This is a genomic window from Desulfobacula sp., assembly GCF_030611305.1.
GTDB lineage: Bacteria > Desulfobacterota > Desulfobacteria > Desulfobacterales > Desulfobacteraceae > Desulfobacula.
In genome coordinates this window covers 1-20,030 of sequence record NZ_JAUWQB010000007.1, presented here as the reverse complement: position 1 = coordinate 20,030, position 20,030 = coordinate 1, and the positions used below count along the sequence as shown (strand labels likewise).

General features: G+C 43.6%; 11 protein-coding genes. 2 read left to right on the top strand and 9 right to left on the bottom strand.

The genetic code is table 11. The annotated features are described in order from the left end of the window. Window positions 1-193 precede the first annotated feature (193 nt). Window positions 194-11,332 carry a type I polyketide synthase gene (locus tag QAI40_RS02275; RefSeq protein WP_304511443.1) on the bottom strand — a complete coding sequence of 3,713 codons (11,139 nt, stop codon included), beginning with the start codon at window positions 11,330-11,332 and terminating at the stop codon, window positions 194-196. A 264-nt stretch (window positions 11,333-11,596) separates the two neighbouring features. On the opposite strand from QAI40_RS02275, the gene QAI40_RS02270 reads away from it, so the two are divergent. Both QAI40_RS02270 and QAI40_RS02265 read left to right on the top strand, forming a co-directional pair. Next, a complete protein-coding gene (locus tag QAI40_RS02270; protein ID WP_304511442.1) occupies window positions 11,597-13,081 on the top strand; it encodes a sigma-54-dependent transcriptional regulator in 1,485 nt (494 codons plus the stop codon). 8 nt (window positions 13,082-13,089) lie between these two features. Further along, on the top strand, window positions 13,090-13,977 hold the full coding sequence (locus tag QAI40_RS02265; protein WP_299983453.1) for an acyltransferase: 888 nt from the start codon (window positions 13,090-13,092) through the stop codon (window positions 13,975-13,977). A gap of 131 nt (window positions 13,978-14,108) precedes the next feature. On the opposite strand, the gene QAI40_RS02260 is transcribed toward QAI40_RS02265, so the two are convergent. The 8 genes from QAI40_RS02260 to QAI40_RS02225 form a co-directional block, all read right to left on the bottom strand. Beyond that, on the bottom strand, window positions 14,109-14,609 hold the full coding sequence (locus QAI40_RS02260) for an SdrD B-like domain-containing protein (protein WP_304511441.1): 501 nt from the start codon (window positions 14,607-14,609) through the stop codon (window positions 14,109-14,111). A 107-nt stretch (window positions 14,610-14,716) separates the two neighbouring features. After that, window positions 14,717-16,225 (bottom strand): MSCRAMM family protein, encoded by a 1,509-nt coding sequence (locus tag QAI40_RS02255; protein WP_304511440.1) that lies wholly within the window; start codon window positions 16,223-16,225, stop codon window positions 14,717-14,719. A 101-nt stretch (window positions 16,226-16,326) separates the two neighbouring features. Further along, window positions 16,327-16,917: a hypothetical protein gene (locus tag QAI40_RS02250; RefSeq protein ID WP_304511439.1), complete on the bottom strand. Its 591-nt coding sequence runs from the start codon at window positions 16,915-16,917 to the stop codon at window positions 16,327-16,329. After that, window positions 16,914-17,516, bottom strand: a complete 603-nt coding sequence (locus QAI40_RS02245; protein ID WP_304511438.1) for a COG1470 family protein — start codon at window positions 17,514-17,516, stop codon at window positions 16,914-16,916. The genes QAI40_RS02250 and QAI40_RS02245 overlap by 4 nt, the downstream gene beginning before the upstream one ends. Window positions 17,517-17,525: 9 nt before the next feature. Beyond that, a complete protein-coding gene (locus QAI40_RS02240; RefSeq protein ID WP_304511437.1) occupies window positions 17,526-18,269 on the bottom strand; it encodes a hypothetical protein in 744 nt (247 codons plus the stop codon). 32 nt (window positions 18,270-18,301) lie between these two features. Beyond that, window positions 18,302-18,787, bottom strand: coding sequence for a hypothetical protein (locus QAI40_RS02235; RefSeq protein ID WP_304511436.1), 486 nt, complete (start codon window positions 18,785-18,787; stop codon window positions 18,302-18,304). A gap of 143 nt (window positions 18,788-18,930) precedes the next feature. Then, window positions 18,931-19,482: a hypothetical protein gene (locus QAI40_RS02230; protein ID WP_304511435.1), complete on the bottom strand. Its 552-nt coding sequence runs from the start codon at window positions 19,480-19,482 to the stop codon at window positions 18,931-18,933. A 351-nt stretch (window positions 19,483-19,833) separates the two neighbouring features. Then, a partial coding sequence (locus tag QAI40_RS02225) for a hypothetical protein (protein ID WP_304511434.1) occupies window positions 19,834-20,030 on the bottom strand: 197 nt, incomplete at its 5' end.

The window sequence follows — 20,030 nt, the reverse complement described above, 5'->3', positions numbered from 1 at the left end:
TTTTATATTAAATACAGGTGGATAAGAGTACCAGATAAAAGTCAACCTTTTTTTCAACTTTTTTTCAAGTAAAAAATTTTAAACCTGATATTTTAAAATTCAAACAAATTAACCGTATGGTTCATTAGGCAGGGCATCGGAAAGATATATAACACCTCTGCCCCGCATTTCAGACAGAGGTGTTATGATTTATTTAGTTGACCTTTGAATTTTCCTTTTCGTTAGAAAAAGCAAACTCAACCAAATCAACAATTCTGTCTTCGGGATCAAGGCGGTTGAGTTTTACCATTTCAAAGCTGTCCACCTCAACAAAAATATTTCCTTTTTTATCAACCAGTTTCAGGTTGTAGGTATTGGTTTCTTCACCTGAGGCAACCTTTTCGGTAATACAAAAGTATTCTTGGTTCTTCTCGACATCTCTGTAAAATTTCAAAGACTTGATTTTATAGGGCAAAACTGTCCTTGAGGTGGTAAAGAACTCAAGAAGGCCGCCGGTCTGGAACATGGCATCAACCAGGATGGGGGCTGCTACAAAATTGGGATCTTTCACCCCTTTAAAAAACTCTTTTTTGCTTTTATCCTCCACTGTTGTGACCAGTGTTTTACCGTCAAAGGAGTTAATATCCGTGATGGTAGCGAAAAGGCCGAACATGAACAGCCGCTTGGGGTCATATACCAGGGTTTCAAGATCACCTTCATGAGAAACCGGGTTAAATTCCGGCAGTTTGATCTTTTTTGCCTTTAATGGTTTTCGGGCAAACCTGTATTTTCCTTCATAGTGAAGCTTTGGGTCTCCCATGACAAGGCCGTCGGGATTCTTGAACTGGGATGTTATCCTGCAGTTAAACAACCCACCTTTTCTCCTGTCTCCTGAAACCAGAAGCTCCTTTGGCCGCCCCTTTAAGAGTTTGATGGCGTAGGGAATCTGAAAATTCGTCAATTCAACAAAATGCCCTTTATCTTCGGACAGTGAACCAGCGAGTTCAGCCATAGTTTCAATCCCGGTTGCACCAAGAAAAAGCGGCACTTCTTCCATGGTATGGTCATGGAGGAAGACATCCCTTTCAACATCCAGTATCCGTGAATACGTCATACCGGTATCGGTCTTCTCCACCGGAGTATCGAGAAATGGAAATTGAATATCTCCGGGATCTTCCAAGAGACCGTCCCTGTCAAATGAATAATCAAGGCCGGAAAATACCATTTCAGAGTCTGTTTTATCTAAGAGATCTGCCATGAAAAACTTAACGCCCTGTTCCTTTGGAAGGAACTGGATGCCTCTGTCCTCCAGCACTTTTTTCACGGTTGGATTGGTTGCCATGCCAACACCACCCCAGGCAGTCCAGGCATAGACTTTGTAAGTTCTTTCAGGGTGAAGCTGTTTCTGACGAAACAAAGTCTTCCCAAGAAAATCATTGGCAGATGTATAATCCACCTGACCTTCGTTTCCAAATCGGGCTGTTACAGATGAGAAGGTAAAAAAGTATTTATACTCTCTGTCTTTGAAGGCGCGAAGAAGATTTCTCATGCCTTTGACCTTGACATCCACCACCAGCTCAAATGACCAGAGCTCTTTTTTGGCGATAAACTGGCTCATCTCCATGCCTGCGGCATGGAAAATTCCATCAATCCTGTCATACTTGTTAACGGCCGCCTTTACCGCCTTAAAATCCGTTACATCCACACAATTATACTCAACACTGACACCCAGCGACTCAAGGGTTTCAATATTTTCAAGTGACTGGCGAACCCGCATCAGGCGATCAAGGGCACGTTTGATTTCAACGGGTTTTACCCCGGGCATATCGTCTCTGAGAATGCCCATGAGGTCTGCCTGGGTGGATACTTTATCCAGATATTTTGGATCGGTACTGTAAATGTCATTGATATCCAGAATAATCAGGTTGACCTTATAGTTTTCAACCACTTTTTTAATAATTTCATAGGTAATTCCGCCGGCTCCTCCCGTAACCAGCAGAGTGTCATTCTCAGATATGATCTGCTGCGTTTTGTCTGCAATGGAAGGCTTCATGGAGAGGACATACCGCTTTTTATTCTTGTATCCCACCTCTACCCTTGTATCGTCGCAAAGAAGCTCATTTAAGAATATATCTGCAATCCTTCCTATGCTCTTTTTGGGCTGTTTATAAGAAAAGTCCACAACCTTGACCGTGGTGTCCGGCATCTCCTTATTCACGGTTTTCAAAAGACCTGCAAGGCCTGCAAACATGGGATGGATATCACCGCAGTCTTCCATATACGGGAATACAACCGAATCAAAGGTAATGGTTCCAATGATATTCTCTTTTTGATCAAGGGTTTCAAACAGAGCTTTAATCATGACAAAAAAAGATTTGATGGTTGTGTTGAGGGAGTCGTCTGAATCACCTTTTCCATCTTTCTTATCAAAATAGGTGTCAAGGGGTGCCAGATGGATGAACCCGTTCACTTCCGGATAAGCTTCTTTAAATTCTTCCACCCGTTTTTCCGTAGCTTTGACATCGGTCAGGTCAAACTTAAAATCCGCACCCTTGCCGCCGATGGTAATGACCTCGCCCTTTTTCTTTTTTATCTTTTCAATAATTTTTTTGGCAAACCCATGACTGTCAAGGGAAACAATAATTTTTTTGCCTTTAAAGTCCTTTTTGGAAAGTTCAGGAATCTGGGATTCTCTGACTCTTACAATCAACCGTTTGATGGGTGATACCGGATCAGGAAATTCGTCATCTTTATTTAAAGGAATGGAGATGTCGCTTGCCATTGGAACTTCATCGTTTTCCACATCAGCCGCTTCTTCTGTTTGGGGCGCTTGTACAACCCCGGCCCTGGACTGGATATACTCGGCCAGTTTGGCAATGGTGTTCAAATCCCTGAGTTTTAAATCATCCGGTACTGAGAAAGCAAAATGAGAGGCAATCTTAGCAAAAATCTCAACCTGTTTCACCGTATCAATTCCAAGGTCTGCTTCAAGGTCCAGATCATTCTCCAGCATGTCTGCCGCATATCCGGTCTGCTCGGCGATTACTTCCTTGACCTTGTCAATGGCATTAGAGGGGACTTGTGCTCCCGGTGCCGATTGTGTCTCGGGTTGAGCAGCGACAGGTGTCGGAATGCTCGTTTCTGTACCCGGCATATCAACTCTTGTAACAATATACTCGGCCAGTTTGGCAATGGTGTTCAAATCCCTGAGTTTTAAATCATCCGGTACTGAGAAAGCAAAATGAGAGGCAATCTTGGCAAAAATCTCAACCTGTTTCACCGTATCAATTCCAAGATCTGCTTCAAGATCCAGATCATTCTCCAGCATGTCTGCCGCATATCCGGTCTGCTCGGCAATAATTGACTTAACCGTTTCAAAGGCAGGAACTCCCTCAGATGCCCCTCCGGTTGTCTCTTCAACAGGTTTTGTTTCAACCTTGACTGGTGTTTCTTTCACTGCTGCAACGGGCGCAGGTGCTGCCAGCATGGCAGGAATAGCTACTTTTGCAGGTTTTTCAACTTTCCTTGTTTCCTTTGTTAGAGACAGCAGGGCTTCTCCTCCGGCCACAGCACACAGGGTATTATCAATTATCTTGAGTTCAGGATCTTCAGATCCGGTGATTTGTTTTATCCAGTTCTGATATCGGACATTGCCTTCAACCGGATTTTCCTCTACCCGTTTGACAAACATGAAAGCAAAATGAGAGCCAAACCCGGCAGCCAGATGGAGACCATACTCAGAATTAATTTTCTCCTGGCCGGAAAAACTGAGTTTCTTGAAATGTTCGGGTATTTTCTGAAGGTTTGCAATGGGAGGGGCTTTTCTTTTCTGAAGGGCTTTGACCAGCACGACATCTTCTATGGCAGCCCCAAGGGTATGGCCTGTAAATCCCTTGGTGTTGGATATGCAGATGCTGTCCAGGTGATCGGCAAAGGTTGTTTCAAGGACAGTTACTTCTGCATCGGCACTGCCTCCCCTTGCCGGAGTATAGGTTTCATGGGACATGAAAAGGAGCTTGTCTGCATAGTCTTCTTTCTTAATCCCATTTTGTTTTTCCACTTTATTGATAAATTTTTCCATCTCATGGGACATATGGGGCACATCAATATTATAGGTGTGAAAAGCGGAATTGGCGATATGGGTGCCAAGAATCTCGCACTGGCCGTTCATGCCTCTTTTCTTTGCACAGCTTTCGCTTTCAACAACAAGACCCACAGCACCGGAACCCAGGATGGTGCCGTTACGATCTTCATCAAAGGGTTTGGCCGCTTCTGAGACTCTCTTTTTAATGGTGGCGGCTCCAAGTGCCAGGAACCCTGATCCCACCCACTGATTCTGACTCGGAGAGGTCGCATTTTCACCGCCAACCACAAGCACTCTTTTACATCGGCCGACCCTGATCCAGTCTTCGGCAATACCAATGGCAAGGGTAGTGGATGCACAGGCAGAACTTACCAGCGTGTTAGGACCTTTGGCCTTGATAATCTGAGCCAGATGGGCAGATCCCAGAGGACAGGCATTGGCCAAAAAATTCCTGTCAAACTTGTAAGGACCAAAATCCGACCGTTTTCTTGACTTTGCCTTGAAAAACCACTCTGTCAACTGCTCTTTAATGGAAAGATCCTTTATTTTTTCCATGAGATAATAATAAATTTTTTCAAACTCTTCATAGGGTTTTAGAAACATTTTCTCATAAAAATATTTTTCAAACTCTGACATCATGGTTTCTCCATTGGGCCATAACGATGTAATAATCACCCCTGTATCTTCCTGCATTTCTTCAGGCAGAGCAAACCCGTCAGGAATCATGGTCTTCCCGTCTTTCATCTTTTTATACTGCATGACAAGGGGTATGTTCGCATCTTTTAACGCTTCAATCCCTGCGGCAATACCAAGGGCCATGCTGATATCGTATTGTTCTTTAATGCCGTATTCATCATTGAGGTCAAAATACCCTAACTGGCCTGCCAGATGGATTACATCTTCGGCTTTAGTGATCTGGACAAACCTTGCATTCCCATCCGGCTGTTTATAAAGCTTGGTGATATTCTTATCAATAATTTTCTCCTGGTCTTCAACCGTCAGGGAATCGATAAAATTTTCGCCATTGAGAATGGCATCAAAATTATCGGTTGCAAAGACACGTCTTGCTTTGCCCGGAAGCCCCACAGAAACACCTGAAATCAATATTTTGTTGGTATTAAAATCATATCTTTCAACGGCATCAATGGCTGATTGGCGTTTCTGGTGCTGATATTCCTTGTAAAGGATCTGATCAACCAGTCCTTGGTTATTTTGTTTAAAGGATTCGAAATCTTCAGACATCTCTATTTTTGATAACTCCTCTTTCATATCAGGGATAATTCCAGGTTCACTTACTCGAACAGGTTTTGCCTCAAAAATACTATTGCAGTCCTGTAAATATTTTCTGCATTCCTCAAAGGATTTCACCTCTCCAACTTTGGCATCCACGGACACGGCCGTGCCATACTCTCCGATATTGATATTTTTCAAAAGATTCACCAGCAGCCTTGACGGACCGATCTCTATAAAATGAGTTCTGCCGGATACATATACATTCTCAATAGATGTAATAAATTCAACTGGTGAGATAATCTGCCTTGCCAGCAGATCTTTTACATCTTCGTGCCTTTCCGGATATGGTCTTGCAGTGGTATTGGAAATAATTTTTCCAAACCGGGTGTCATTAAAGGTTATGGTATCCAGGTACGCCCTTAATTTTACCGAAGTTTCTTTCAGTAAAGGGGTATGAAAGGCCCCGGTAAGATTCAATTTTTTATAGAAAATTTCCTGCTGGGTCAAAAAGGTGCAAAATTTTTCAATGTCCTCAGCCTTTCCTGAGACAGCCGTCTGTTTTTCACTGTTTTTATTGGTAATATAAATATTGGACACAAAGGCTTTTCTGATCAGATGCTCTGTCTCTTTTTCATTTTTGAATACCACCATGATTTTACCCGGAACCTTTAAGGTGGCCTCATGCATAAGATCCGAGCGTTTGATGATCAGACGCATGGCATCGCCAAAAGAAAGCATACCGCTGCAAAAAAGGGCTGTGTATTCTCCCACACTGTGACCGATGAAGTAATCGGGTGAAAATCCTTCCCGGGACAGTCGGCTGTAAATGGCAGCAGATGAAAGAAAGACTGCGGCTTGAGTATTCTGTGTTGAGTTAATGGCATCATCCGTGCCAAACATCATGTCTAAAAGGGAATACCCCCTTTGTTCAATAAAGATTTGTTCACCTTTTTCCATCACCTTTCTGATGTGGGCATCTTTTTTGAAAAGTTCCTTCATCATGCGGCTTCTCTGGGCACCCTGGCCGGAAAGAAGTGCAACCATTCTCAATTTTTTACCCATATTATCAGCAGAGTAAGCATGATCTATTAATACAATATCATCCCCTGCAGCCGCCTTGAATTCGACTTCCACAACCTCTTCTTTCCTTTCAAGCCGGGCCGGCAATGTGCTCATAATCATATGGCAATGGTTTCCGCCAATACCGTTAACATTGGCTGCAAATCTAAAGGGCTGCCCTTTGGGCTTTACAACCATCTGTCGGGCAGGCTTTAAAATTTTACAATCATTTAAAATGGAATGCTCGGGATTATAATTAAAGTCCGGCAGAATTTTTCCCTTGCGGTTCATGAGCATAAGCTTTGCCATGGCAACGGCCGGGTTGGCAGCTTTGAAATACCCGAACTGGGATTTGATGTTTCCACAATGCATTTCATGATCAAAACAATGTTCAATCACCTGCTTTTCAACGATATCCCCAAAGATATTGGAAAATGCAAACAGGTCCAGATGATTGATATCCTGTTTTCTGATCCCGGATTTATAATATGTTTCGTTTATGGTGGATACAAAAGTCTGTTCCGAAGGGGCAAGCAGGTGATCCGGTACGCTTGAGCGTACGGCGCACTCGTTGATCTCACCCAGAATCTCCATATTATATTCTCTGGCCTTTTTATAAGTGGTCATCAAATGGATGGCTGCGCCCTCTCCCATCACATACCCGTCAGCCCTTGAATCATAAAAATTGCAGTCCCCTTCCGACAACAGGCCGAGGCGTTTAAATGCCATGAGGACTGCCGGGTACAGATTGCAATCGACCCCGCCTGCAAGGACGAAATCAAGATCTTTCTGCTTTAAATTCCTGGCCGCATTTCTTATGGCAATGGAGGAAGATGCACAGGATGCATCAATCACGTAATTAGCCCCGTTGAGACCAAAATAATTGGCAATCCTGCCGGAGATAATATTGGACAAAAGCCCGGGCGTGGTATCTTCATTATTCTCTGGAATTGTATTCCGGATGGATTCCACAAGCGCATCTGAAACCTTGTTGCGCTTTTTTGCATCAAGCTTCTGACAATTTTTAATGATATTACCAATAAATTGTTTTCTAACCCTGATAATATTTTTGCTCTGCCGTTCTCCTGAAATGGTACCAAGGATCACGCCAACCTTATTGCCGGCAGACAGCTGGTCCAGCAGACCCGAACTTTCAAGTGCCTCATTGGCTGCCTCCAGTCCGAAGATCTGTCCTCTTTCAATGGATTTTACCATCATGGGGGGCATTCTATATTTCAAATTGTTGAACTTATGTTCTTTGACCATACCCGCCTTTACTTTGGGAAGCCTGTAAGTGGAATTTTTATCAAGATTCGCATAGGCATCATTGTCAAAGTGAACAGCCGGGATATGGGATAATTGTTTTTGTCCTGATTCAAGTTTATCCCAGAACTCCTCTGTATTTTTTGCACCCGGAAGGAAAACCCCGAGACCTGCAACCACGATTCGGTCGTCATTAAAATCATAGGAAGGGTCAATAAAAATATTCCGGGAAATTGCCTGATAGTTCTCGGTCATCTGCTCAACCACGATGTGATAATTAATACCGCCAAACCCGTAAGAAGAAACAGCAGCCTTCCTGGATGTGTTACCTTCAGATTTCCATTCTTTTGGCTCTTTTACAATAAACAGGGAAGAGCCTTTTAAATCATGATTTTTTGAAAGGGTTTCAAACCTGCCATTGGGTGGCAGGATTCCTTTGTTAATAGTTAGTAATGCCTTTAAAAGCCCTGCTGATCCTGCACACCCTAAAAGATGGCCGATCTGAGATTTTATGGAAGAGATACCTGCATTGGCATTCTTATATATGGAGTTCAAGGTCTCAAGTTCTACCTGATCACCGATGGTGGTGGAGGTTCCGTGGGCTTCGATAAATCCGATATCTTCCGGGCTGATACCGGGCCGAATATTTTCAAAACACCGCTGGACGCTTAATACCTGCCCCTTCGGGTTTGGTGCGGCAATGGCCTTTCCTTTGCCGTCAGAACTTGAACCAATGGAATTGATGACACCCAGAATACGGTTCTTGTCCCTGATCGCATCTTTCATTCTTTTTAATACAAAAACAACCGATCCCTCTCCCAGAATGAACCCGTCAGCCCGTTCATCAAAAGGGAATGACCCAACCTGGGACAAGGTTCCCATTTTTGCAAACCCGATAAAGGCCTCAGGTGTCAGATTGGTATTTACCCCACCCACAATGACCTGGTCGTGTTCACCGGACAAAAGTTCATCTGTTGCAGCGTCAAGTGCAGTGACAGAGGATGCGCAGGCAGCATCCACAACATAATTTGCACCCCGGATACCTAAGTGACGGGCAATCCTTGAGGCTTCGATGTTCAAAAGCATACCATGGACAGGATCATATCCTTTGTTCTCCCCTTCTATGCCTTCCATTAAGGCTTGTTTGACTTCCTCTTTTTCATTATCACTTAACGTCTGATATTCATCTGTTTTCTCCATCATGGAAACAAGTTCCGGATACCAGTACTTGAGCTGAAGGTCATTTCCCAGTTCATTGGAAAGGCAGGTGGCAATAATAACAGCAGTTCTTGCAGGATCATCACAGAGCAGACGGTTGTCTTCTCCCAGAAACCCTGCATTTTCGACTGCTTTGTATGCGGTCTGCAACACCATTTTCTGACTGCGGGAAAGTCTTTTTTCCTTTCCTTGAGCATACCCGAACCGTTCCCATTCAAACTCAAACTGGTCTATATGTCCTGCAAGGGTGGTGTAGGTTTTATCTTCCGCACTTTTGTCAGGGTCATAATAGAGATCATGGTCAAATCTTGACTTTGGTATCTGGCTGATGGAATATTTTTTGTTTAAAATATTTTCCCACAAGCTGTCCGGATCATCGGCATCCGGCAGCGTACAACCGATACCCACCACGGCAATCTCATCATTAATTTTATTTTTCGAGCTTGAAAATATTTCAAGAAAATTAATATTTGTGTAAAGTGTTGATTTGGCTTCAAAGTATTTATCGTGGATCTCTTTTATGGTGACTGACCGATCAAAAAAGGCCAGGCTGTCCCCCACAAGAAAATTGCCCTTTTCCCTGTGTTCTTTATCTTCAAACCAGGTGTAATTCTCAGGTCCCGGATTTTTAAAATCCGGTATAAACCCTTTTGCACCGATGAGCAGCGAACCGATATTTCTCTTTTCAAAGGACCGCTTTATATCATCAAAATTTCCCTTGTTTTTCATCATCAAAACTTCGTCTTCAAGCATCCTTCGGGCAAACTCGGTGGGTGCGGTCCTGGATGCCAACCCTAAGCTTTTACCGATCACCACTGTCTCATTTTCGCGGATAATGATTTCCTGGTACTGCGATTTAATACTTTTGGTTGCTACAATTTCATCGGCAAAAAGGTAAGCGGTTCCCACCTGGATACCGATTTTTGCCCCTTTGGCCGCAAGAAAAGATGTGAGCCCTGAAATAAAAAATGATGCAAAGCAGGTGGAAATGCCACCGGCAAATACCAAATATAAATCCGTGAGATCATAATTTTTATTGATCAGTGTGGCAATAGCATCTTCCCACAGCACCATGCTGGAAAGAGTGCCCACATGGCCGCCGGCTTCCCCGCCTTCAAAAATAAACCGTTTGCATCCATTTTTCAGGGCATTTTCCATCATAGATACCGATGGCGTATGAAGATATGTTTTGGTTCCTGCCTTTTCAAGTTCTGCCACCTGAGAAGGAATACCTCCTGCAAAAAGCGCATAGGGGACCTTATATTCTTTAACCATCTCCAAATGTTTTTTTACCGCGGGATTAAAAGCTTCCATGCCCACAAGTCCTGCACCGAAAACATCCACTTTTTGGGCACCATCCTTGAGCATATCGTCCGCCAGCTGTTCAGGAAGACTTCCCACTGCAAAAAACGGCAAAGCTCCCTGCTCAAGGACCTTATTTGCAAAATCAGAATTATCCGAAATATTGGCCATGGGCCCCTGGATCAAAGGGAATTTTGTTCCCTGATCCTTGGCAAACGGGGAACCCGGCGTTACCGGATCATATACATCAATGAAATTTAAATTCTCGCCAATGGTTTTGAAAAAACTTGAAATAATTTCATGAAGGCTTGTTGACTCCTTTACAAAATCCTTTGCAAATACGCCGTCCTGGCCCAGGTAAAAAAGAGACTGGATAAACTGGGTATCCTCTTTGTCAAAGGCTGTCATATTATCCACGATGGAGTCATAAATCTTTTGTCTGCCATTTGGATCATCACTAAATTCAATTGCCTGCTGTTTCAGGTCTTTAACAATTTTAGTACCAAGTTTTGCAAACACCCGGTAACTGTCCAGAGTCTTATATGTGATCTCGGTGGAATCACTCTCATCCACCATCGCCAAGAGCTTTTTAAAGTTATCCGATACCGGGGCTTCGTCTGTCATGAGAAACTGACTGTCCATGACAAGACCGGATACCCCTGCTGCAAACATACCGGCAGCGGTATATTTTCCGACACCGCCATGGATGAATATCGGCAATTCATAGTTTTTCAAATACCATTGCATCAAAACAAAAGAAGAATATTTTGAAACCTTTCCGCCTGCTTCATTCCCTTTCAGGATCAAAGCATGGGGTGAAACCTCTTTGATTTTATCGTTAATATTAATATCTTTGATTTCTATCACTATTTTTGTATCTGCAAAATTTGTGAAATCTGCGAGGGCATCATCTTTTGAAAGTGGGGAAATTAAAAGATCAAGATTGATCATCTGCTGGTGTTTGATTTTCCTGATCAGCTCACTATCATGGGCTGAAAGCCTGATACCAAAGCTAAATTTTTCTTTGGAAAGCAACAAGGCGTTTTGAAGTATATCCTCATGGGTTAAACATTCCGTATCAAATACCGGAAGAGCGCCAGCGTTGAAAATTTCTTTAAAATACTTTACATCAAATACCTTTACAGGATTATAAACCATTAAAGGAAGTCTTGAATTCAGTATTCTTCTAATCATAAGTGTTTCTCCATAATTGTTTTGTACTTTTCATTTTCACACTGCTGCCGTGAAAATTCACGTTAACTTAATTACTTAAACTTATTTATATACTTCAAGTATTGTGCCAAAACCCTTGAAAGATATAACCAACCGAAATAATAGTATTTTTCAATTTAATTTTCTTTTTTGGTTATCAAACGACATGTTTCTTCTTGCATTTTATGTATATGACGTGTACAAAATTGCACATTATCGAATAATATCATCTGATGGAGGCTTGAATTGAAAAAAGCAATGCTTAATTCCGAAGAACGTCACTTTTTCAGAACGGTTTATAATGCCGCTTTTGCAAATCCGTTCAGCGATTTAAGAGAAAAGCTTGATCTTAAAATTGCAGGCATTTTCCCTTCAGCTTCCAGGCGGGAAAGCATTGATCAATGTATTAAGGAAGTGGATCACCGGATAAAAAAACTTGAAAGCCAGGGCCGTGCCAATATCAATGCGTTTCACGACCAGGATAAAGAAATCATTACGATTGTGTTCCTGTTTGATCTCTTTTACAAATTCAAGGATGATTTTGATCAGCTGATAAAGGATCAAATCAAGGCCGAAGACACACCGGTCAAGGTTCCCTTTGCCGAAAAAGCCAGGCACATGCTCCACACAAAGGGATTTTCCGCTAAGACCATCCCCCATTATTTTGCCCTTTCCTATCAAATCAGACGGGCCTTTTATTTTATTTCCAACTCCCTTGTGGGCAGCAGCCCGTGCATGAAAAAACTGAAAAAGCATTTATGGTACAATGTTTTCACTTATAATTTTGATCTGTACAACAAATTTCTATGGAACAAGATGGAGGATTTTTCCACTCTGCTTCTGGGTGAAACCGGCACAGGAAAAGGGACAGCCGCCAAAGCCATCGGCAGAAGCGGATATATTCCCTTTGATGAAAAAAAACAATGTTTTACCCAGAGCTTCACCCGGGCCTTTTCTTCACTGAATCTCTCCCAATATCCTGAAACTCTGCTCGAATCCGAACTGTTCGGCCATACAAAAGGTGCCTTTACCGGGGCAGTGGATGATTACCAGGGTGTGTTTGACCGGTGCAGCCCCCATGGTTCCATTCTTCTCGATGAAATCGGTGAAATCCCCAACCATGTGCAGATCAAACTGTTAAGAATTCTCCAGGAAAGAAGCTTTTCCCCTGTCGGGACTCATGAAAAATCAAGATTTAACGGAAGGGTCATTGCCGCCACCAACCGCCCCAAAAAAGATATTCTCAGCGGTAAGGTATTCAGGGACGATTTTTATTACAGGCTGTGTTCCGATATCATTGAAGTTCCGCCTCTTAGAACCAGGATCAGTGAAAAACCATCTGAACTAAATGATCTCCTTGACTTCACCATAAAAAAAATGGCCGGTACCCATTCTGAAAAATTAATCCTGAAAGTTAAAAGAATTATTGACCGCCGGCTTGGAAAGAATTATCAATGGCCAGGAAATGTTCGAGAGCTTGAGCAGTGTGTCAGAAGTGTTTTGTTAAGACGGGACTATAAAGGCAAGCAAAAAGATGAGGAGAAAACCATCTCCCTGAAACAGGAACTTTTACAAGGAATTTCAGACCGGGATATCTCTATGTCTTCCCTGGTATCAGGATATTGCAAGCTTTTGTACGATGATGCCGGTACCTACGAGAAGGTCGCAAAGATGACAGGACTGGATAGAAGAACAATAAAAAAACATATCATGAATTTTAAAAAACTCTGACTATTTTTATGTTATATTTTCTACCATACTCACTCAAAGGTGTTTTATCGATATTATTATACACGTTGAATACCATCCTGCTGACCATTCCATTAATTCTGATCTCTTTTTTCAAGTTTCTTATCCCGGTTCCCTCTGTTGTTGTTGTTCTTGACAAAATCCTGATATCCATTGCCACTCTCTGGATAGGGGTTAATTCATTCAACTCAAAACTATTTTGCAAAATAGAATGGGATATCAGAGGGCTTGAAAAATTAGAAAAAAAGGAATGGTATCTGATTATTTCCAACCATCAATCCTGGGTGGATATTTTAGCCTTGCAGACAACATTAAACCAAAAAATTCCCCTGTTAAAATTTTTCTTAAAGAAAGAATTGATCTGGGTTCCGTTCTTAGGGCTTGCCTGGTGGGCATTGGATTTTCCTTTTATGAAACGATATTCAAAAAAACAATTAAAAGAAAAACCCCATCTAAAGAATAAAGATCTTGCCAGCACAAAAAAAGCATGTGAAAAATTTAAACATACCCCGGTCTCCATCATGAATTTTGTCGAGGGGACAAGGTTCACACAGCATAAAAACAAGTCCCAAAACAATCATTTCAATCATCTTCTGATCCCGAAAGCAGGTGGAATCGCCTTTGTCTTAAGTTCCATGGGTGACTATCTTAATAAAATCATTGATGTCACTATTGTGTATCCGGATAAAATCCCCACGTTCTGGCAATATATTTCAGGCCAGGTCAACAGAATCATTATTGACTTTGAAGTCATCCCCTTAACGGATTCTCTGACCGGGGATTATTTTAATGATCCCGAGTATAAAGACCGATTTTGTATTTGGCTGAATGCTTTATGGCAAAAAAAAGATGAGAAAATAAAAACTTTGAAAGCTTAAATAATTAAAGCTTTTACCGCAAACCCACCTCCTGTTTTTTCTTAGAACTATTGTATGGCATACGAAGAAGGGTCTTTCGGGCACACGAAAGGCAATATTTTTTGCCAGTGCTGATTTTTCCGGCTTCTCCTCTACTTCTTTTTCTTCTTAAAAAACGTCTTGATGATTTTGCGCGGTTTTTTGTAGGTGCCAAAGTTTATATCCGCAATCTGTTCTTTGGATTTTACGTTAACCTTGATGGTCTCCGGTGTTGTCATTATATAACGATGAGGAAGATATTCTCTGTCGATCTTTACAACATAATCTCCGGGCTTTATGTCGGTTAATATATACCTTCCTTTCTGATCAGTAAAGGCTTCCTGAATTTCCTTCCCGTCTTTCAATAAAACTACGCGGATTGGCGACAGGCCGTCTTCCTCTTCATCTTTCTGCATGTTTTTGTTGCCGTCATCAAAGACCACTCCATAAATAGTTCCAACCTGCTCCAGCGGGACATCTATAAAGATGTTATCGCCTTTCTTCAAAGATATGTCACGCGGAAGACTTATCGCCGGTATAATCCCGCTGGGAAGTTGCGAGATATCCATATTCAGGCGATAATCTCCCGGGTCCAGGACTGGAAATTCAAACATGCCTTCCTCATCCGTATAGACATGCATCCGATTCAGTGTAATTCTGGTTTTCGGATATACTTTTTCGTCACAGCACTACGTCCCGCCTGATTCATCTCCACTCAAGCCTACTTCCCCTCTTCCTCAATTAAAATCTCACCTTGCTCAATAATCTGGATAGTACGCTTCCTCGGCAAAACCCTTATTAGCATCTCCTTTTTCTCACCAGGCGCCAGTTCGATCTCAAAGATATCTTTTTCAAGATAGTGATATTCAGGCAGATTGTCGGCACGCACGGTGAGCGTCCATTGCCCGGGCCGTACGTCGTCAAATCTGAAACGTCCCTTCCTGTCTGTAAGGACGCGCCATATCTCCAATTTACTCTTAAACTCCAAAAGAACATTCGCCAGACCGCAAGCTTCAACCATTTTGCCTTTACCCTCTTCCCCGGTTGCCTTCTTTTCCCCTTTACTTATACTGAATCCCTTTTGCAGCCCATCTTCTTCTGCAAACTCATAGACCATGACCTTGCCGGTAAGGTCAGCGCTTTTTGTTATTCCTATTTCAATTGAGGTCTCTTTCCCGCCCTCAATATCCACTTTAAGAGGGGTTCTTTGCACAGGAATCCGCTCAAGGCCGATGCTTGCGCTATCGATGTTCAGGTAGAAGGCCCCTGGTTTCAAGGCGGGGAAGGTAAATTCGCCATCACTATCCGTTACTGCGGGAACGCCGCTCAGGCGGAGGATGGCATTTTTAATAGGTTGACCGGTCTCCTGATCACGGACATACCCCTCAAGCATACCGATACTTCTTTTCCTCCCAACGGGCAGGCCGAAAGGAACGGTAAACTCAACAATAAAAGCGGTTTCATCCTCCTGATCAGAATTCCTGCCATATAAGGTATGACGGCCGTGAGCAGAAATCCTGCTCTTATTGGGGAACAGATAATTCAATGCCAGATCAAAGTTATGCCGATCTCCGGAATCGTTTCCTATAATATGATATCTATCAAGTTTGAGCCTGAGGTTGGCTCTTTTGGCTATCTTGAAAGCGCCGGTCAGGCCGGTATTTATGGTGTCCCTGCCTTCGCTTTCGGGGTCTTTATAAGTGCTGTAGCGCACATAACTGCCGTAGCTCTGATTATGAGTAGGCATAAAATAAAATGAGCCTTCATAAATACCTAGATCAGAGGTCTGATCCTTCAGTCTGTCTTTTGCCTTCCCCAGTTCGGCGGAAACATTAAAAAATAGCTTTTTGAAGCTTTGTCCTAACCTGACCTTGTGAGTCAGTTCTCTGTCGTCAAAATCAGGCCCAGCCAAACGGTCTTCACGGGTACGAAACCGCGACTCGATAGAAATGGTTGTTCCTGTCTTAAATCTGTAGTTCAGGCCTATCTGACCATACCTGCTTAAGGCGGCCGATTCAAGCAAGGGGTCTAAATCCAGATTGTTTTTTTCCTGGCGGATGGTGGCATTCAGGGTGAGCTCCTTTCTTATGGGAAAAAAGAAATTGCCTGAGATATACTCCTTGTCCTGATAATAGCCCGGAAATTCAGGTTCTGCATAGATGTATTCCAAACGGTAAGATCCGCCCCCATTCAGGGGAGCCGTAAAGATTGAGCCAGTATGCATTGTCATGCCTGTTGTCATCCTTCCCGTATGCTGCTTCAAATTCAATGTTCGTGTTTTCAAAAGGCTCAAGTTTCCCTTGCAGGCTTGCAATTTGAGCATCTTCGAGATCACTTTTTTTTAAACAGATTGAGACCAATTCTGTGCCTGTCCCGAAACAGATAATCAAAATGAAGGGCTGTCTCTTTCTTTTCCGGATCAAGCCACCTTGTTTTCATATAATAGCCCCTTAATCCGAAACCGCCTGAGACCAGCCCGGCCTCACCCCCCCTGCCATCAAGACTCTGCTCGGTGAGGCGTGAAAGAGAGTAATAATTATCGCCCAGAAAAACGTCGGCAGCCTTGTTCCGGTATCCGGCAAAATACCTGTCGCGCTGTCCAAACATTGAACTATCTTCAAGGATGTCAGGCCCCCTAAACAGGAACTCAATCTCATCTTCGCCTTCTTCACTCAGTTTCCCTCTCCCTGAAAATTCACCCTGAAACACGGTCTTTTTCTCTTCATTCCTTTGGCCTGTTGACCTGAAGGTCAACTCCATCGGAATCCTGTGAAACCGATCCACCTCTCCCGTTATCTTAGGGATAATGTTTACAGCGCACCTTGCCTGGCCTCTCATTTTTTCATCCTCAACGGACTGGACCGTCAACCTGAGGTGATGCTTGAAACCCTTTCTGAGCTTTTCATCGGTCTTTACTGTCACTTTGACGGTCTTTGATTCCCCGGGGGCAAGTTTAAGCTCTTCAGGCTCAACTGTATAGGGCAGGTCCTGACCGCTTTCGACCTTAATAACGACCCCCTGTTTTCTGTATTGCTGGCATTAATCACTGAAAAGATGGCTTCGTAAGGCTGTCCTGCAATAACGCTTTCCGGGGCTTGCAGGAATTCGGCCTGCAGCTTTGTGACAGAACTGACCACCACATAAATCCTGGCCAGGTCACTGATGGAGGGATATTTGACCGAACTGACCCGATAGATTATCTCATATTTGCCGGCTAAGGCTGCCTGGGGAATAAAAAAGCCGACCAGCCTTATTTCGGTTGCATTAGGGGCAAGGCGGAAAGGAAATGAAGGTATTGTAAGTTTCCATCCTGCGGGGAGTTTTACATCTGATATAAATTCCAGCTCTTCATCCGAGGTATTGGTTACAGCAAACGTGGTGGTTACAACGTTTTTTGGCTCAGTCTCAAATAATTCCTGGCCGCTCAGCCCGGCCTGCACACCTCTCTGCCGGGCCTCAAGCGTGCCGGCAATAAATAAGAGATGAGAAATAATCAGCAGGATAAAAAGATTTCTCTTCAATGATGAAACCTATTCGAACTTAAGGGTATATGTAGCCCCGAACAGATCCTCACCACCGCAGTCCGCTACCACCATGGCCTTGTATGTGCCTTTGGGCACCCGGCTCAGGTCAATCCTGAATCTGACAGAGGTGCCGGGGTAGATGCGCAACTTCCCTCCTTCAAATTTACCTGCCGAGATTCCTTTTTCATCATAAAGCTCGACCCATAAATCCGGCCTCAGCCATCTCTGGCCAGTGTTTTCTATATCAATCTGTAAAATCCTCTTGTCGTCCGTTTTCAAGACCTTTGTCTTCACAAACTTGAGTTTGCGGGTGCCGGTATCGCCGATCTGCGTTATCATCTGAGCGCCATAGCGCATAACCTGTTTTATCCTGACTGTAATTTTGTCTTTTTCTTGTCTAACCGCATCAGGCAAAATAGAAGAAATACCCTCGATCATCATCATGCTCCAGTAGGTTCCAGCCAAGGTCTCATTATTGGGAACAGTCACAGTATAGTTGACTTGTGCTACGCCTTTGGGAGGAATTATAAGGCGATGCGGACTGAATGTTATCCAGTCGGCGTTGGACCGGGGGGCCTTCCCGGGTTCACCATAAATATTACTGCCGTCAGAGTAAAAGTCGTTCTTATCAATGGTCTCATCAATCCAGTTGCCGGTTACTGTGATCGATATGGCGGCGTGGGCCGTCTGGGCTGCAAAAAACAGCGGAATCAAAAAAAATATGATCACAATTTTTATTGTAAATCTCATTTTTTTCCTTTCTCCAGCGTGTCAGGGATAGCTCAATCTGAAAGGGTAAAGGTAACGGTCCTTGTGTCGGTGGGAATCACACCCGCCTGCACAGTGGCGCTCAGTTTGTAAGTTATTGTTAAGCTGCTGTCGGCCAGATGGCTTATGCCTGTGACAACGTCGGACGCCGAGGTGGTAAGGGATACATCACCCTGACTTGTGCCGCTGCCAGACGGGGCGGCAACATTTACCTTGAGCGTAACGTATGCCGGTATGGCCGTGTCAATGCTTGCGGTAATCCTTTTGTTGGCTCCGTTTGTGGTTATGGCGCAGATAGATGAACTGTCTATGGCATTTTCAGGCTGTTCTCCTGCAACGGCTGAGTTGATTGTCAAACTGGGACTGCCTGTTATATCAATCTCGTTGATTTCCTGAAAATTAAATGTTACCGCATGGCTGGCAATTTCACCTCCCCAAACCGCTCCACCCGACACCAGGGTCAGTGCGACAGCCACAAAAAAAATCTTCAGTCTCTTCATTTTCAATATGTCTCCTGTTTCTGCTACAAAGCTTCCCTCTATCGTCAAGGCAAAAGATGGCGGGAAGCTTAAAGATGTTTTTTGCATTTGAAGACAAGCCTGAGCGGATGGAAAGACTCATCCGCCCCGCCATGCCTTATATTTTAATTCGCTTCTGTTAAAGTAAAGGTAATGGTTGGCGTTGCGTTCGCGCCTGCTACCAGGGCTGTGACATCAGTCACATCTAAACTGTATGTGAGTAGAGATCCGTAAGTCGCTCCGGTCCCTGTAGCACAGCTTCCAATAGCCGTAACTATGGTTTCTGCCGTTGTGTGATTCAGGATCTTCTCTCCTCCTGTAGTCCCCATCCCACTAGCTGGGGTAGCGGTCAATGTCAATTGGGTGCCGGCCGGCGCAGCAACACTCATTTGCGCCGTTATACTTCTTGTTACTGAGTCGGCAACGACTGATGTGTACTGAGCATAGGTGGTAGCGTCGCTAGCATCCTGAGGAGCAAGACCCCCAGTTGCAGGAGCGGTAATATTAAGAGCCGGAACGCTCCCGCCCCCAGTCACATCAATGACCGCTATTTCATCAACGGTCAGATTCGTACTCTGCGTAGCGGTGTCACTTTCTGCCGCCATTACCGGCCCTGCCATAAAAACCATGCCCAGGGCTGCTACGATTGCCATTAAAGTTAATAGTCTTTTTTTCATTTTCATTCTCCTTTTCATGTTTATGTTAAATTTTGTGTTAAATGGTTTAAAATTCTCTCAATCACGTCTGTTGCTTTTTGGTCAGGTTTCCTCGTTTCCCGGTTTCACCTCCTTATCTTTGTTTAAATGTTTCATGGTTTAATCTCCCGCTTTCTTTTCTTCCGTTGTTTGCCTTTCTGTAAAGCAATGCCCGTGCCAAAGCCGGAATCAAAATATATCTTGCAGTATTATCAGGGTGTTACACACCAACTCTCACACGTTCCCCTGAAAAGCGCCCCCATCCCGATCAAAAGAAATGGTTTGTGTTCAAAATACGGCACCATTTTGTAATTGATGAAGGGCTGTAAGTGGCTAAGAGGCTGGTATGAATGAGGAAAACAGCAGATTTAAACCTGAAAAGGCGTGTTCAATATCCGGCAGGGATAGATGTTGCTGTAGATTAGACAGGTCAGAGAAGGCAGGGCTTTTTGTTGTTTTGGGAAACATGGTACTGGGGTGAGAGATTAAAATGGCTGTTTCCCTTAAATTGCCCAGGCAGGGATTACATG